Origin of the sequence: Micromonospora alfalfae, from assembly GCF_022230925.1 — a bacterium.
GTDB lineage: Bacteria > Actinomycetota > Actinomycetes > Mycobacteriales > Micromonosporaceae > Micromonospora > Micromonospora alfalfae.
In genome coordinates this window covers 298,460-313,795 of sequence record NZ_JAKKFH010000045.1, presented here as the reverse complement: position 1 = coordinate 313,795, position 15,336 = coordinate 298,460, and the positions used below count along the sequence as shown (strand labels likewise).

14 protein-coding genes are annotated in these 15,336 nt (G+C 73.3%); 7 read left to right on the top strand and 7 right to left on the bottom strand.

Features of this window, described 5'->3' with window-relative positions:
• Nucleotides 1–188: 188 nt before the first annotated feature.
• Nucleotides 189–836, top strand: a complete 648-nt coding sequence (locus MED01_RS30440) for a hypothetical protein (protein WP_238671899.1) — start codon at nt 189–191, stop codon at nt 834–836.
• A 139-nt stretch (nt 837–975) separates the two neighbouring features.
• Complete coding sequence (locus MED01_RS30435) at nt 976–1,896, top strand: DNA-3-methyladenine glycosylase family protein (RefSeq protein WP_238671898.1); 921 nt, start codon at nt 976–978, stop codon at nt 1,894–1,896.
• Between the two features lie 21 nt (nt 1,897–1,917).
• On the opposite strand, the gene MED01_RS30430 is transcribed toward MED01_RS30435, so the two are convergent.
• The gene (locus tag MED01_RS30430; RefSeq protein ID WP_238671897.1) at nt 1,918–2,421 is read right to left on the bottom strand and encodes a DUF1990 domain-containing protein; all 504 of its coding nucleotides are present in this window, start codon (nt 2,419–2,421) and stop codon (nt 1,918–1,920) included.
• Between the two features lie 97 nt (nt 2,422–2,518).
• On the opposite strand from MED01_RS30430, the gene MED01_RS30425 reads away from it, so the two are divergent.
• Complete coding sequence (locus MED01_RS30425; protein ID WP_238671896.1) at nt 2,519–3,013, top strand: GNAT family N-acetyltransferase; 495 nt, start codon at nt 2,519–2,521, stop codon at nt 3,011–3,013.
• Here the strand turns inward: MED01_RS30425 and MED01_RS30420 are convergent.
• Together MED01_RS30420 and MED01_RS30415 are read right to left on the bottom strand one after the other, a co-directional pair.
• Nucleotides 2,988–3,410: an SRPBCC family protein gene (locus MED01_RS30420; RefSeq protein ID WP_238671895.1), complete on the bottom strand. Its 423-nt coding sequence runs from the start codon at nt 3,408–3,410 to the stop codon at nt 2,988–2,990. The genes MED01_RS30425 and MED01_RS30420 overlap by 26 nt on opposite strands.
• 155 nt (nt 3,411–3,565) lie before the next feature.
• Nucleotides 3,566–3,778 (bottom strand): hypothetical protein, encoded by a 213-nt coding sequence (locus MED01_RS30415; protein ID WP_030488637.1) that lies wholly within the window; start codon nt 3,776–3,778, stop codon nt 3,566–3,568.
• Between the two features lie 135 nt (nt 3,779–3,913).
• Here MED01_RS30415 and MED01_RS30410 point away from each other — a divergent pair, with 135 nt between their 5' ends.
• From MED01_RS30410 to MED01_RS30395, 4 genes are read left to right on the top strand one after another with little or no spacing between them, the layout of a single operon-like run.
• Nucleotides 3,914–5,029, top strand: a complete 1,116-nt coding sequence (locus MED01_RS30410; RefSeq protein ID WP_238671894.1) for an ATP-dependent DNA ligase — start codon at nt 3,914–3,916, stop codon at nt 5,027–5,029.
• A 58-nt stretch (nt 5,030–5,087) separates the two neighbouring features.
• A complete protein-coding gene (locus MED01_RS30405) occupies nt 5,088–6,659 on the top strand; it encodes an alpha/beta hydrolase (RefSeq protein WP_238671982.1) in 1,572 nt (523 codons plus the stop codon).
• A 38-nt stretch (nt 6,660–6,697) separates the two neighbouring features.
• Nucleotides 6,698–7,150: a GNAT family N-acetyltransferase gene (locus MED01_RS30400; protein WP_238671893.1), complete on the top strand. Its 453-nt coding sequence runs from the start codon at nt 6,698–6,700 to the stop codon at nt 7,148–7,150.
• A 49-nt stretch (nt 7,151–7,199) separates the two neighbouring features.
• A complete protein-coding gene (locus MED01_RS30395; protein WP_238671892.1) occupies nt 7,200–7,439 on the top strand; it encodes a hypothetical protein in 240 nt (79 codons plus the stop codon).
• 220 nt (nt 7,440–7,659) lie between these two features.
• Here the strand turns inward: MED01_RS30395 and MED01_RS30390 are convergent, their stop codons facing one another.
• From MED01_RS30390 to MED01_RS30375, 4 genes are read right to left on the bottom strand one after another with little or no spacing between them, the layout of a single operon-like run.
• The gene (locus MED01_RS30390) at nt 7,660–8,385 is read right to left on the bottom strand and encodes an ABC transporter ATP-binding protein (RefSeq protein WP_238671981.1); all 726 of its coding nucleotides are present in this window, start codon (nt 8,383–8,385) and stop codon (nt 7,660–7,662) included.
• Nucleotides 8,386–8,396: 11 nt separating this feature from the next.
• Nucleotides 8,397–9,392, bottom strand: coding sequence for an ABC transporter ATP-binding protein (locus MED01_RS30385; RefSeq protein WP_238671891.1), 996 nt, complete (start codon nt 9,390–9,392; stop codon nt 8,397–8,399).
• Nucleotide 9,393: 1 nt separating this feature from the next.
• Nucleotides 9,394–12,102, bottom strand: a complete 2,709-nt coding sequence (locus MED01_RS30380; RefSeq protein WP_238671890.1) for an FtsX-like permease family protein — start codon at nt 12,100–12,102, stop codon at nt 9,394–9,396.
• Nucleotides 12,099–15,287 (bottom strand): FtsX-like permease family protein, encoded by a 3,189-nt coding sequence (locus MED01_RS30375; RefSeq protein WP_238671889.1) that lies wholly within the window; start codon nt 15,285–15,287, stop codon nt 12,099–12,101. The genes MED01_RS30380 and MED01_RS30375 overlap by 4 nt, the downstream gene beginning before the upstream one ends.
• Between the last annotated feature and the right edge of the window lie 49 nt (nt 15,288–15,336).

The following is a 15,336-nucleotide window of genomic DNA, read 5'->3' as shown; positions in this document are numbered from 1 at the left end:
CGGCGCCGGTCATTGCCACAATGACCGGCGCCGATCTGTCGTTGCGTGAAGGGTCCCTCGCGGGGGCGTACGCATGGCGGCGGGAAACGGTTCAATCGGATTACGTGAAATTGACCACTGTTACTACTTCAACCTTGACAGCCTGCCCGCCGTACCTATGGGTGAACTGTCAAGAATGAGGAGGGCACGTGGCACAGATGAAGCGGACCGTCATCGTCGCGAGCGCGATGGTCGCACTAACGGCCTGCGCTCCCGCGGGTTACGACGGGGCGAACTCGAGCGCGGCCGAGCCGGTCGCCGTCGCCGCGGCCGAGCCCACCGCGACGGTTGAACCTGAGGCCTCGGCTTCCGCGGAGGCGCCCGCCGCCGACGCCCCGCCCGCGGACGTCGACCTGACCGAGAAGTTGGTCGGTAAGAGTGTCGCCCGGATGGGCAAGGTGGTCACCGACCAGGACGGCTGGATCCTGTACCGCTTCGACAAGGACACCGCCGACCCGCCGTCGTCGAACTGCGTCGACAAGTGCGCCGAGGTGTGGCCCCCGGCACTGACCGACGGCAACCCGGAACTCACCGGCGTCTCGGACGACAAGGTCAGCAGCGTGACCCGGCAGGACGGCACCCGGCAGCTCACCGTCGGCGGCTGGCCGGTCTACCGCTACATCGGTGACAAGAAGCCCGGCCAGTGGAAGGGCCAGGCTGTCGGTGGCACCTGGTTCGTGGTCCAGCCGGACGGCAAGAAGAACCTGAGCTGCCTGCCCAAGGGCACGCCCAAGGCGGTCGCACCGCCGGCGGACAGCGGCTCGAACGACGCCGGGGGCGCGGGCTACTCGTACTGAGCCTGGTCGCCCACGAGGGCACGGTGGTCGGTCGTCGCCGGGGAGGGCGCGGCCGGCCACCGTCGTGTCCGGGGCGGGTTCCCGGGCCGGACCGGTACGGCGGTCGTCAACCCCCACCGTGACCTGGCAGAGTAGCGGGGTGACCGAGACCGAACCCGCCGCGACCAGGGTGCTGCGCCCACCGGTCGGCTACCGGCTGGCCGCCTCGGTCCGCGCGCTCACCTTCAGCCCGTACGATCCGTGCGCCCGGGTGGCGGCCGGCACCTTCTGGTGGGCCACCCGCACCCCGGACGGTCCGGCCACGCTCGCGCTGCGACCGGCTGGCGGCGAGTTGCTCGCGGAGGGGTACGGGCCGGGCGCCGAGCACGTCCTCGCCCGCGCCGACGCGATCGCGGGGCTGCGCGACGACCTGACCGGCTTCACCGAGCTGGCAGCGGCGCACCCGTTGGTCGCCCGGCTGGCCCGGGAGCACCGGGGCCTGCGGATGCCCGCGACCGGGGAGGTCTTCCCCCGACTGCTACGCGCGGTCTTCGAGCAGAAGGTCACCGGCAAGGAGGCCTACCGGGCGTACGCGGCGATGGTGCGGCACTTCCGGGAGCCGGCTCCCGGCCCGTTGCAGCCGCTGCTCCTGCCGCCCGCGGCAGCCACCGTGGCCGCGGCCCCGTACTGGGTGTTCCACCCGTTCGGGGTGGAGCAGCGGCGCGCCGACACGCTCCGTCGCGCCGCCGCGCTCGCCGACCGCCTGGAGCGCAGCACCGACGCCACCGACGCCACCCGCCGGCTGACCGCGATCCCCGGCATCGGGCCGTGGACGGCCGCCGAGGTGGTCCGGATCGCGTACGGCGACCCGGACGCGGTCAGCGTCGGCGACTACCACATCCCGAACGCGGTGGCCTGGGCGCTCGCTGGCGAACCGAGGGGCGACGATGCCCGGATGATGGCCCTGCTGGAGCCGTTCCGAGGTCACCGGGGCCGGGTCTGTCTGCTGCTGGAGGCGGCCGGCATCCGGGCGCCGAAGTACGGCCCGCGCGCCCCGATCCGCTCGTTCGCCAGGTTCTGAGTCGCTCCAGCGCCAGGTGTTTCAGCGACCCGCGCAGAGCCGACGCAGGGTACGGCCGAGCCACCAGGCGTACGCGTGCTGCACGGCCCGTACCGCCGGGCCTCCGGCGCGGGTGAACCAGCGGTCCGGCAGGCTGAACGCGCGGACCTCGAACCAGACCGCGCCGCTGTCGTCGCGGACGACCTCGAAGGCCTCCTCGCCCCGCTCCGGGTGCCCGGGCAGGGTGCCGTAGCCGAAACCGGCGAGCGTGGGCGAGTCCTCGCTCCAGACCACCTGGCAGGGCCCCCAGAGGCGGGCCGGACCGACGCCGAGGCCGGAGGTCACCAGGACACCGGTGGTGGCTCGCGGCGCGTCGGTGCGAATCCGGACGCCAGCGGCGCGGTGCAGCCGCCAGCTCAGCACCGCGTCGGCGGCGGTCTCGAAGGAGCCGCCGGGCAACGGATACCGGTGGCGCAGGTGGTGGTACCCGCCGGGCAGCGGCCCGTGCCGGGTCGACCCCACCTCCGGGTACGTCAGCTCGGCCACCGTTGCCCCCTCGAGCTCGACCGGACACGGGTCAGGGTACGGCCGGCGCGGTCGGGCCGCCCGTCGATGACAACGGCCGCTGTGGTGTGCTGCCCGGATGAACGCCGAGGCGAGCATCGTTCCGGCCGGTGTCGTGGACGCCGGCGAGATCCTCACGGTGCAGCGTGCCGCGTACCTGAGCGAGGCGCAGCACTACAACGATCCGTTCCTGCCTCCGCTGACCGAGACGTTGGACGAGGTCGTGACGGTGCTGACCGGCCCGGGCACCGTGCTCGCCGCCCGGTTGGGTCACCGGCTGGTCGGCTCGGTGCGGGCCCACCTGGACGGGGACACCGCGCACGTCGGCCGTCTGTCGGTCGCTCCGGACCAGCAGGGGCGGGGTGTCGGGGCGCAACTGCTCACCGCCATCGAGCGGGTCTGCGCCGGCCGGGCGGCCCGCTTCACCCTGTTCACCGGGGCGGACAGCGGGCGCAACCTGCGGTTGTACCAGCGGCACGGCTACCGGATCGTGGCGCACCGCCCGGACCCGAACGGCATCTCGTTGGCAGTGCTGGAGAAGCCGGCCGTCAGCTCCGCTCGCAGCGACGCCTGAGCCCGTCGGCCTCCATCCGCACGTAGCGGCGGAACAGCCCGCCGTAGAGCCAGCCGATCAGGCCGGCCAGCGGGCCGGACTGGTCGATGACCAGCTCGACGCGGGTACGACCGTCGGGCAGCGGCAGCAGCCGGTGCTCCCCAGTGGTCCGCACACCCGGCGCGGCGGAGACCCAGACGAACTCCCGCTCCTCGGTCAGCTCGGTGACCTGCCAGAGCGCCGGCCGCAGCTTCGGCTGGGTCAGTCGTGCTGTCGCGCCGACGGTCAGCGGACCCGACTCCCCCCGCTCGGCCCGGGTCACCGAACCCGTCCATTCGGGCCAGCGGGGCACGTCGACCAGCACCGCCCAGATCTGCTCGGCTTTCGCGGCGACTTCGGTATCGGCCTCGAACCGCATGGCGTCCCCTCCCCGGCGACGCCGCTCGGCACCACCACGGGTGCAGACGAGGCCGCCGGGAGCAGTGTGACAGCGACCTTCAAGCGCCGTCTCTCCTCAGTGGAGGCACCTGGGCCCGGCACCCGAAGGTTCCCGGCCACACGCCGCCGCCCGGGTCAGGCGGCCTCGTGCAGGTCGGCCAGTGTGAGCGGGGTACGCCGACGCAACAGCTCCTCCAACTCGGGCACCGAACCGACCTCGCCGAGCACGTTCCGGCCGCCGCCGAACCGTTGCGGGTAGCGGCGGGTCAGCCGGAAGCGGTAGCGGCCCCGGATCAGCTCGACGCTCACCCGCCACCGCCCGCAGCAGTCACAGACCCACTCGGACACCTCGCGAAAGTAGCTCTGAGCTGGGGTTATTCGATTCGCCCGGTGGGGACGAGCGACGCGTAGGCGGACACGCCGCCCCGTCGTCCACGGTGATCTGCCTCACGACTGTCGGCACCGTCTGATTGACTGGTCGGCGTGGACCTGCCGATCAACCCGCCGGTCGAGCCGATGCTGGCCAAGAGCGTTCCCAAGCTGCCCACCACGCCCGGGGTGACCTACGAGCCCAAGTGGGACGGGTTCCGGTGCATCGTGTTCCGCGACGGCGACGAGGTGGAGTTGGCCAGCCGGGGCGGCAAGTCGATGACCCGCTACTTCCCCGAGGTGGTCGAGCAGGCCCGCCGGCAGCTTCCGGAGCGGTGCGCTGTCGACGGGGAGCTGATCGTGATTCGGCGCGACGGGCCGAGCGGCCAGCCCCGGCTCGACTTCGAGCTGCTGGCCCAGCGGGTCCACCCGGCCGCGTCCCGGGTGAAGATGCTGGCCGAGACCACCCCGGCCGACTTTGTCGCGTTCGACCTGCTGGCGATCGGTGACGAGGCACTGCTCGACCAGCCCTACCCGCGCCGCCGGGAGCGGCTGGTCGAAGCGCTGGCCGGGGTACGCCCGCCGGTGCACGTCACCCAGGTCACCACCGACCCGGACACGGCGCGGCGCTGGTTCGACGTCTTCGAGGGCGCCGGGCTGGACGGTCTGATGGTCAAGCCGGCCGATCTGCCGTACGAGCCGGGCAAGCGACTGATGTTCAAGGTCAAGCACGCCCGCACCGCTGACGCTGTGGTGGCCGGCTTCCGCTGGCACAAGTCCGGCCCGGTGGTGGGCTCGCTGCTGCTCGGCCTGTACGACGACGCCGGGGTGCTGCACCACGTGGGCGTGAGCGCGTCGTTCAGCATGGCCCGCCGCGCCGAGTTGCTCGACGAGCTGGCGCCCTATCGGGACACCGGCGGTGTGCACCCCTGGGTGCACGGCGACCACGAGCGTGGCCAACGCATCCCGGGTGGGGTCAGCCGGTGGACCGGCACGAAGAACCTGGAGTGGGAGCCGGTGCGCCCCGAGCTGGTGGTCGAGGTGAGCTACGACGCCATGGAGGGTGAACGGTTCCGGCACACCGCGCAGTTCGTCCGGTGGCGCCCGGACCGCGACCCCCGGTCCTGCCGCTACGACCAACTCGACCGGCCGATCCGCTTCGACGTGGATCAGGTGCTGCGCGGCGACCCGACGGCCACCGTGGACCGAGCCGCCACCGGCTCGGCGTAGCCTGGCCGTCGACCCGATTCCGGAGGACCACGTGACCCGCACCGCCGACCAGCCTCGGATGGCGTCCCGCCGCCGGGTCCGTCGCACTCTGGCCGCCTTCGTCGTCGCCGCGCTGCTCACAGCGGGTTGCACGCTGCCGGCGTTCGCGCCGCGCACCGAGGTGGAGGGCGCGGCCGCCCCGACCGGCAGCGCACCGAACTGGCGGCCCTGCCCGGAGGTGCCCGACGAACTGGTCGGGCGGAGCGCACCGAACATGCGCTACGAGTGCACCCGGATCGCGGTGCCCCGTGACTGGGGCACCGGCGGCGGGGCGAGCGCCGGCCCAGGCGCCGGGCAGACCTTCGAGATCGCCCTGCTGCGCGCCCGCTCCACCAAGCAGCGCGACCGGGTGGGCTCGTTGGTGATCAACCCGGGTGGTCCGGGTGGTTCCGGTGTCGACACCGCCGTCTACCTCTCCTTCGGCCCCCAGTTCGGCGGGCTGCCCGCCTCGATCACCGAGCGCTTCGACATTGTCGGCTTCGACCCGCGCGGGGTCGCCCGGTCCAGCCCGGTGAAGTGCATCTCCGACGCCGACCTGGACGCCAGCTTCGGTTTCGATCCGGATCCGGCGAGCCAGTCGGCGTTCGACGGCTTCGTCGGCCTGAGCCAGCGGATCGGGCGCGGCTGCGGCGACCGCTACGGCGACCAGTTGCCGCTGTACGGCACCGAGCAGGCCGCCCGCGACATGGACGCGGTACGCGCCGCAGTGGGCGACGACAAGCTCACCTACCTGGGCTACTCGTACGGCACCCTGCTCGGTGCCACGTACGCCCAGCTCTACCCGCAGCGGGTGCGGGCGCTGGTGCTCGACGGCGCTGTCGACCCGCAGCAGCGACTGGTCGAGGGCTCGGAGAGCCAGGCCCGCGGCTTCGAACGGGCCTTCACCAACTTCACCCGCTGGTGCGCGGCGAACGCCGGCCGCTGCCCGATCGCACCGGACGCCCGCGCCGCTGTCACCTCGGCCATCGACAAGGCCAAGGTCTCCCCGGTACGCGGCGCCGACGGGCGGGAGGCCACCAGCGGCTGGGTCTTCTACGCCGTCATCTCCTCGCTCTACACCGAATCCGGCTGGCAGGAGCTGGCCCAGGCGATCGACAAGCTCGCCGAGGGCGACCCGAAGGACGTGTTCCGGCTCGCCGACGCGTACGCCGGCCGGGAGAACGACGGGCACTACTCGAACCTGTTCGACGCCAACCTGGCCATCAACTGCGCCGACGAGACGGAGAAGCCGAGCCGGGAGCAGATCCGCCGGTTGCAGTCCGAGTGGCGCGGGAAATACCCACTGTTCGGGCCGGCGTTGGCGGTCGGCATGCTGAGCTGCGTGGAGTGGCCGGGCGGGCGCGACCCGTACCCGACGGGCAAGGCGAACGGCGCGCCGCCGATCGTGGTGGTCGGCACCACCGGCGACCCGGCGACGCCGTACGAGCAGACCCCACGGCTCGCCTCGATGCTGGGCGTCGGCCGGGTGCTCACCTGGGAGGGCGAGGGCCACACCGCGTATCCGCAGACCTCCTGCATCACCAACGCTGTCGACGCCTACCTGATCGACCTGACGGTGCCACCGGAAGGGCAGCGCTGCCCGGCCCGCTGACTGGTTGGGTTGGGTTTCGCTGTGCCAGGATCACCAGCATGAGCGACGTGACCTACCGGGAGGCGGTCCGGGCCGACCTGCCCGCCGTCATCGCCCTTCTCGCCGACGACGTCCTGGGGAAGGCCCGCGACTTCACCGAGGTCGACGAGGCGTACGAGAAGGCGTTCGCGGACATCAGCGCCGATCCGCGCAACCAGCTCATCGTGGCCGAGCAGAATGGCGAGACGGTCGGCTGCCTACAGATCACCTACATCCCAGGTCTGGGTCGGCACGGCAGCGAACGGTCCCTGATCGAGTCGGTGCGGGTCCGCTCCGACCGGCGTGGTCAGGGGCTGGGCCGACAGCTGATGACCTGGGCCGTCGACCAGGCCCGTGAGCGTGGCTGCGCACTGGTGCAGCTCACCACCGACAAGACCCGCGCGGACGCGCACCGCTTCTACCTGGGCCTCGGCTTCGTGGCCAGCCACGAGGGCATGAAACTCGCGCTCTGACCCGCCGTCCTCCTGGTCATCGTCGCGTTCTGGCTGCCCGCCTGGCGCGGTGTCTATCTCCAACGTGCTCGCCTGCGGCAGCCTCACCGGGGCGTACTGGTATTTCGAGGCCGAGGACCCCTACGTCGAACACGAGTTGATCTCGACGGGGCCGGGTGCCGGTCTTCTCCTCGCCCTGCTGGGCTGCCTGCTGATCCCGCTCGCCGGGTCTCTTCCCGACGGCCAGAAGCGCACCGACCAACCCAGGATCGACCGGCCCACACACGACCGGCCCGATCAGACGCGGTAGGGGAACTCCCTCGCCCTACCGCCGTACGTAGGCTGTGGAGCTGATGTCGTAGACGAGTCACCGTCCGGCGATTCGTTGACGACATCAGCTCCACATCGAGCGCGGACCACCACCCGCCGCCCAGCCACCCGCCGACCACCATCCGCCGCCCAGCTACCCGCCGCCCAACTGCCGCACACGGCGGGGCGTGGGACAGCGTCGGGCAGCAGTTCGATGGCGGTCAGCCGTTGACCAGGCGGCCGTCGCGCAGGACGAGCACCCGGTCGGCGAGATCGATGAGGGCCGGGTCGTGGGTGGCCACCAGCGCCGTCATGCCGCGGGCGTGCACCACCGCGCGCAGCAGGTCCATGATGGACCGGCCGGTCTCCGAGTCGAGCTGACCGGTGGGCTCGTCGGCGATGAGCAGGTCCGGCTCGTTGGCCAACGCACGCGCCACCGCGACCCGCTGCTGCTGGCCACCGGAGAGTTCGTACGGGCGCTGCGCGGCGTGCCCGCCCAGGCCGACCAGTTCCAGCAGCACAGCGACGCGCTCCTCCCGCTCCGCGGCCGGCACCTGCGCCAGCCGCAACGGCACGCCCACGTTCTCGGCGGCGGAGAGGATCGGCACCAGCCCGAAGGTCTGGAACACGAACCCGACGGTGCCCCGGCGCAGCCGCAGCAGCTCCGCCTCCCCGGCCGAGGTGACCTCGTGCCCGGCCACCACCACCTGGCCGCTGTCCGGCCGGTCCAGCCCGCCGATCAGGTTCAGCAGCGTGGTCTTGCCGGCCCCGGACCGACCTCGGATGGCGACCAACTCGCCCCGGTTGGCGGTGAACGACACGTCCCGCACCGCGTGCACGGCGTGCTCACCACGACCGAAGGTCCGGCTGACCCCACTGACCCGGACCACCTCGTCGGGGTGCGCCGCTGGCGCACCGCCGAAACCTGCCGCTCCGGTCACCACCATGTCCTGCCGGCTCATGCCCGCGCCCCCCGATCGTCCGAGGCCCGGTTGCCGGGCCGTACCTGCACGTGGTCCGGCTCCAGGTCGAGTCGGACCCGCTCCTTCAGCGAGAGCGCGTCGACGAACGCAGCGGGTAGCTGCATCCGACCGTTGCGGTCCAGCACCGCGTACTCCTCGCTGACCAGCTCGGTGTTGCCGTCCGCGTCGATCCGCGCGGTCCGGCGTACCTCGGAGGCGGTCCGACCGTCGCGGATCGCGACGGTCCGGCGGACCTGCGTGGCCACGGCGTGGTCGTGGGTGACGACCACGATGGTGACGCCCAGTTCCGCGTTGATGGTGCGCAGCGCCGCGAAGACGTCCGCGCCGGTCGCCTCGTCCAGCTCACCGGTCGGCTCGTCGGCGAAGAGGACCTCCGGGTCGTTGGCCACCGCCACCGCCACCGCGACCCGCTGCTGCTCGCCGCCGCTGAGCTGGCCCGGCCGCCGGTCGGCGCAGTAGCCCACACCGACCAGGTCGAGCAGTTCCCGGGCCCGCGCCCGGCGGGCCTTGGCGCTGCGCTTGCCCGCCAACTGCATCGGCAGCTCGACGTTCTCCAGCGCGTTGAGGTACGGCAGCAGGTTGCGGCCGGTCTGCTGCCAGACGAACCCGACCAACTGCCGGCGGTAGCTCAGCCGCCGCTTCGCGGAGAGCGAGAGCAGGTCGTAGTCGGCCACCCGGGCGATACCGGCGGTCGGGGTGTCCAGGCCGGAGAGGATGTTGAGCAGTGTCGACTTGCCCGAACCGGAGGCACCGACGATCGCCACCAGCTCACCCCGGTCGATGACCAGGTCGAGCCCCTGCAGGGCGACCACCTCCACCCCCTCGGTCTTGAAGATGCGCACCAGGCCGTCGCAGACGATGTGCCCGCGTAGGCGGTCCTGCCCGCCGGCCCGCTCGGCGGCGCGTTGTGCGGCCCGCTGTTGCAGGGCGGCCAGGTCAGGCACCAGTGGAGTCTGGGCGGTAGCGGTCATCTCAGCTCTCCTCTCCGAGCCGAAGCACCTCTCCGAGGCGCAACCGGCGGTTGTTCAGGGCCTCGACGGCGACCGCGAAGCCGAGGGCGACGGCCCCGAGCGCGAGCACCGCGGCGACCAGGCTGGGCTCGAAGGCCACCCGAACCGGCACACCACTGGTGAACGCGGACAGGCCGAGCACCGGGTTGAGTAGCAGGGGCAGCACCGCCCCGACGAGCGCGCCGGTCAGCACCGACACCGCTACCAGCGGGGTCAACTCGACCAGCAGCAGCCCGCGCCACTGCCGGCGGGACAGGCCGAGGGTACGCAGCCGGGACAGCACCTGGCCCCGGGCGCGCGCGCCGGCCAACACCGTGAACGCGATGGCCAACAGCCCGAGCACCGTGCCGCCAGCGGCGCCGGCCACGAACCCGAAGGCCAGCACTCCGTTCGCCCCGCCCTGGCCAAGGTCCCGGCGGACGTCCGCCCTGGTGTCGACGGTGACGCCGATCAGCCGTTCCCGACCGGTGACCGTGCCGCCCCGCTGGTAGCGCTCCTGCCCCTGGTCGCCGGCGACGCGCAGCGCCTCGGCGTCCAGCGAGTCCCCGGCGATCAGCAGGCTGGTCGGCACGGGTGTGGTGGTACGCGTCGGCAGGGCCTGCCAGGGCAGGATCACGAACCGGCTGGTGTTCGCCGCCAACATCGGGAACCCGTCAGCGGTGCCGGCCACCCGGAACTCGTACCGCTGGCCCTGCACCACGATGAAGGCGGAGTCGTCCAGACCGGCCTTCGCCAGGTCGGCGGCGACCGCCGGTGAGACGATCGCCGGCAGCGGACCCGGGCCGGGTCCGGCGGTGCGCAGCGCGGCCGGAACCGACACGTCCACCTGGGACTGGCGGGCGACGGTGTCCAACCCCGAGCCGTCGACAAGCAGCACGTCCGTCTGCTCGATGAAGGCGTCGGTGCCGGCCTCGTCGGAGGCGAACCGCTCGTCGTCCTCGAACAGCACCCGGGTGACGGCCCGGACCCCGGGCAGGCGGCCCAGTTCGTCGATGGTGTCGGGTGCGAAGCGTTCGCCACGGATCACCGCGTCGGCGGGCACGATCTGCGCGGCGGCCCGTTCCCTGCTCGCGTCGACGCCGGCGGCCACTACCGCGCAGAACGCCGCGGTGCCGATCGCCAGCACCACCACCACCAGCGGGGCGGCGACCGCCGCGCGGCCGGCGCGGGCCGTGCCGAGGAACGCCACGCTGCCCCGGGTACGCGCGGCCAGCCGGCTGACCAGCAACAACGGCCACGGGTACGCGCGCAGCGCCAGCACCGCCGCCGCGACCGCGAGGAGCACCGGCACCGACACGAGTAGCGGGTCCACCTCGCCGAGGGTCAGGCCCCGCCGACGCAGCAGCACCGCCGCGAGCCCGGCCAGGAGCAACAGGGAGACCTCGACGGTGAGCCGACGGGCCGACGGGCGCACCCGGATCAGGTCCCGGCGCCCCGCTCCCCCGGCCGGTACGGCCAGCGTCGCCAACGGCAGTGCCAGCGTGACGAGCACTGCCACGCCGATGACGTACGGCGTGGTGGGATCCGGGGCACCGGGGAACAGCGTGCCCAGCCACCAGCCCAGCACGGCGGCGATCGGCACCACCAGCACCGACTCGGCGAGGCTGCGCCGGGCGCCGGCGGTGGCCCCGCCCCCACGGGCACGCAGCAGCGCGAACTCCGAGCGACGCCGCCTGGTGGCGAGACTGGCCGCGAGCACTATGAGCCCCGCCAGGGTGGCCAGGACGCCGGCCGCGATCACCGCGAGCAGGGTCCGGACGGCGTCGATCTGGGCGGCGAACGCGCGCAACGGAACGTCGGCGCCCTGGGTCAGGGTGATCCCCGCCGGCCGGTTGCGCTGCATCACCTGAAGGCCGTCGATTATCTGGTCCAGCTCGCGGGCGTCGATCCGGTCGACGCCCAGTCGGTACCGCCAGTTGGACTGGATCGGCCAGCCCTCGGCGGCACGCTTGTTGAGGGGCGACTGCGCGACGACGCCGACGATGACGAACGGCTGGCCATCACCCTGCGGTTCGATGATCCGCAGCAGCTGCGGGAGCCCGTCCCAGATGCCGTTGGCGCGATCGACCGGGCGGAACAGCCCGGTCACCGCCAGCGGCGCACCGCTGATGAGTCTGCCCTTGTCGTCGGTGTTGCCGATGCGCAGTTGGCTGCCGGCGCGCAGGTTGAGCTTGCGGGCCACGTCGACGTCGAGCGCCACCTCGATCGGCCGGTCGGGAACGTACGTCTCGCTCGGCCACGCCCCCTCGACCAGGGTGCTCGCGCCCTGAATGTCGGGCATGGCCCGCAGGCTCATGTCGACCAGCAGGTTGCGGGCCGCCAGGTCCGGTCCGACCACGCGGGCCGCGGCGGTCTCGACGCTGTACCACCGCTCGGTCACTGCCGAACGCACCGGCGGCGGCATCTCGGCGGCCAGGGCGTCGAACCGTTCGGCGGCGTCGCCCATCGCCGTCCGCCGCGAGGTCGCGGGCTCAATGCTGGTGGTGTACGAGAGGTCCCGGCGGGCGGCCGGCTCGCTGTTGAGCTGCGCTCGCAGCCCCTGTTCGGCGAGCCGGTTGACCAGCCGGGGCACTCCACTGATCAGCAGCGTGACCACAAGTGTCAGCACCGCCAGCAGCAGGAACTGACCCCCGTACGCCCGGACCCGCCGGACGGCCGCCCCGACGCTCATCGTTCTCCCCCGATTCGCAGCTGCACCGCCGCCACCCGCTGACGGATGCCGGTGGCGATGAACGCGCTGAAGGCGAGGGCCGCCAGCAGCAGACCGGCAGCGGTCAGGCCGATCGGCACCCAGGGCAGCACGAACGCCGCCGGGGGGATCGGCCGGCCGGCGGCCGGGGTGAGGATGACCAGTGGGGCCATCGTCGCGCCGACCACGGTGCCGAGTAACAGCCCGACGCCGACGCCGATGCCGGCGAGGAACGTCTGTTCGGCGAGCAGCGCCCGGGCCATCAGCCGGGGCGTGGCGCCGAGGGTGTGCAGGACCGCGAACTCGCCGAGCCGACGCCGGGCGGTGGCCCACACGTCCACCATCAGGCCGACGAGGGCGAGCAGCACCGCGCCGAGCGCGGCGGCGAGCATCCCGGTACGCGAGCCGCGCCAGTACGGGTCGTCGGCGGCCGCCTCGATGGCCGCCTCCCGGTTGAGCACCGTGACGCCCGGGAGTGCGCTGACCGCTTGGGCGGCGGCGTTCGCGTCGGCGGCGCCGACCCACCATTCGGGTACCTGTCGCACCGCGCCGCTGCTCCGGATCATCGCGTCGACAGCGGCCGGCAGGTCCAGCAGCACACCGGCCGCGGTGGTGGTCGTCGGCACGGCGCTCAACTCGCCGACCAGGTGCACCGGCACCGTCACCCCGGAGAGCGTGAGGTCGACGGTGTCGCCGACGTTCAGGCTCAGTGCCTCGCGTACCTGGGGGGTCATCAGCACCGGCGCGGGCTTGCTCACCCCGCCCGCCACGACGGAGAACCGGGTGGGCGGTTGGTACGCGAACTGCCCGCCGGGAATCACCTCAACGGCGTGGACCGCTGCGAAACCGGCCCCGGCGGTCTGCACCGGCGTGGACGCGACGCCGGGGGCCGCCAGCACCCAGTCGCCGCTCAGCTCGGCGGGTCGGGTCGTGCCGTCGGCGTTGACCACCGCCAACCCGTCCACCTGGAGTCGGTAGGCGTTGCCGGCCGCCAGCCCGCCGTCGGCTTCGAACCCGGCCAGCCGCAGCCGCGCCCCGTCCACGTCGGGCAGTTGTACGGAGAACCGGGTGGCCCGGCCGTCACCGTCGGCGTTCGCCGCCGGCAGCCGCAGGGCGAGCCCGTCGGAGCTGGTGACCAGCAGCGTCACCGCGACCTTCAGCGACCGGGCGGCGCTGCTCACCGGGGTACGGACCGTGCCGGTGATCGCCCGCGCCCCGGCTGGCAGTTCGACACCGGCGGGGGCCCCGCGCTCATCGATCATGCGCTGGTACTGCTCCGACGCCGACCCGTCCCCGAGCCGGTCGGCGAGCCGGACGACGCCCGGGGCGCTGGCCGGGTCGACACCGATCACCGTCGCCGGCAGGTTCTCCCGCCCGACCCGGATCTCGTCGCGCCACGCCGGCAGCACCCGGTCCACGCCTGGTAGCGCGGCGAGTTCAGCGGCCCGGGTCGGTGGGGCGCCCCCGGTCCGTTCGGTCACCCGCAGGTCCGCGCCGACCGTGTGGCCGGCCTGCTCGACCTGGGACCGCTCGCCGGTGCTGATCAGCGACCAGGCCAGTGTGCTGCCGCCGACGGCGAGGGCGAGCAGCAGCACCGGGCCGGCGTGGGGACGCCGGCCGGCCTGCCACATGCCGAACATGGTGGCGGTCCAGGGACGTCGGTCGACGAACCGCTCCGCGAACCGGGTGAGCGGCGGGAGCACCCGCAACGCCAGTACGGCACCGGCCAGCACGCCGAGCGTCGGGGCTGCGACCAGCAGCGGGTCGAGCCCGAGCTGTCCACCCGAGCCGGCCAGCGGGGAGGCGTACCGGCGCAGCTGCACCCAGGCGAGCACGGCGAGCGCCACGAGCACCAGGTCGACGCTGGCGCGTTGGACGCTCGCGGACCGGTTCGGCCGGGATCGGGCCGCCATGTCGGCGACGTAGGTACCGGCGCCACGCAGCGTCGGAAGGACCATGGCGACGAGGCAGCCGGCCGCGGTGGCCGCTGCCGCCGCCCAGACCAGTGTGGTGTTGCCGCCGGCGGTGTAGACGTCACCCGACCCGCCGGGTCGGATGTACCGCAACGCCTCACCGGCGATCAGCGGACCGAGCACGGCGGCGGGGGCGACCACCAGGGTCGCCTCACGGGCGGCCAGGCCGGCCAACTGCCGACGGGCGGCCCCGCGGGCGCGCAGCAGCGCGGTCTGTGGGCGGCGGTCCTCGTGCAGCAGCGCGGCGACCAGCACCAGCGCGTAACCGGCGAGCACCAGGATGAGCAGCAGCGGGGTGGCCAGCGACGAGCGACCCACCAGGTCGGCGCGGCCGATCCGGTCCAGCAACTGCGGCATCTTGGTCACCGTCTGCCCGGAGCTGCCCAGTTGGGCGGCCTCGGGCACGGCCGAGACCGCCTCGGTGAGGGCTTTCCGAACGGCGGGCAGGTCGGCGGTGTCGACGCCACCGAGGTCCGGTTGCGCCAGCCAGGACGCCGACACTGAGCCCGGGAAGGTGGCCGCGAAGTCGGCCGGGTCGAGCGTGAACGGCCCGTACGAGGTGCCGGAACCGACGCTGCCCGCTCCCACGCCGGGGGCCAGCAGCCAGTACGCGTCCGCCGGGTCGCGGGGCCGCCAGGTGCCGGCGAGCACCAGTTCCCCGCGTCGTTCGGTGGCCCGGTCACGCACCGGGACGCGTTCGCCGACGGTCAGGCCGAGGGCGCCGGCGACCCGCTCGGGCAGGCTCACCTGGACGGGGTTCGCTCCGGGGCTGGGCCAGGCTCCGCTGGTCAGCTCCGCGTGGCTGGCGAGGTCGGCGAGGGTGGCCAGGTTCGCGAAGACCGGTTCGTCGGCCGTACGCGGGATCTGCCCGAGGTCGCCGGTCAGTTCCCGGCCGGTGCCGTAACGGGCGGCGGTGACACTGACCGGGACGCCGCCGAGCCCGGTGGCGAACTCGGCCCGGACCGCCTTGTCCCGGGCGGCGAACTCGGCCGCGTCCCGCCCGCCCGAGCCGGTGACCAGAAGGCCGCGCTCCTCGGCGGGCGAGGCTCCGACCAGTGCCCGCTGCCCGGCGTCCACCGCCCGACGGTTGTAGTCGGACAGCCCAGTGACCAACGCGACGGCGACGAGGGCAGCGATCACCGCTGCGACCAGCAACCCTCGCGCCTCGCGGGCCCGCCTCCACACCAGCTTCATCCGACGCCTCCCCTGGCCCTGGCGGGCCGACGACCATCAAGACAGGCCA

Coding starts and splice junctions, on each gene's coding strand:
- MED01_RS30375 (WP_238671889.1), bottom strand. CDS start 15,287: ATGAAGCTGGTGTGGAGGCGGGCCCGCGAGGCGCGAGGGTTGCTGGTC.
- MED01_RS30400 (WP_238671893.1), top strand. CDS start 6,698: ATGAGCGACGTGACCTACCGGGAGGCGGTCCGGGCCGACCTGCCCGCC.
- MED01_RS30390 (WP_238671981.1), bottom strand. CDS start 8,385: ATGGTGGTGACCGGAGCGGCAGGTTTCGGCGGTGCGCCAGCGGCGCAC.
- MED01_RS30380 (WP_238671890.1), bottom strand. CDS start 12,102: ATGAGCGTCGGGGCGGCCGTCCGGCGGGTCCGGGCGTACGGGGGTCAG.
- MED01_RS30405 (WP_238671982.1), top strand. CDS start 5,088: ATGGCGTCCCGCCGCCGGGTCCGTCGCACTCTGGCCGCCTTCGTCGTC.
- MED01_RS30420 (WP_238671895.1), bottom strand. CDS start 3,410: ATGCGGTTCGAGGCCGATACCGAAGTCGCCGCGAAAGCCGAGCAGATC.
- MED01_RS30385 (WP_238671891.1), bottom strand. CDS start 9,392: ATGACCGCTACCGCCCAGACTCCACTGGTGCCTGACCTGGCCGCCCTG.
- MED01_RS30425 (WP_238671896.1), top strand. CDS start 2,519: ATGAACGCCGAGGCGAGCATCGTTCCGGCCGGTGTCGTGGACGCCGGC.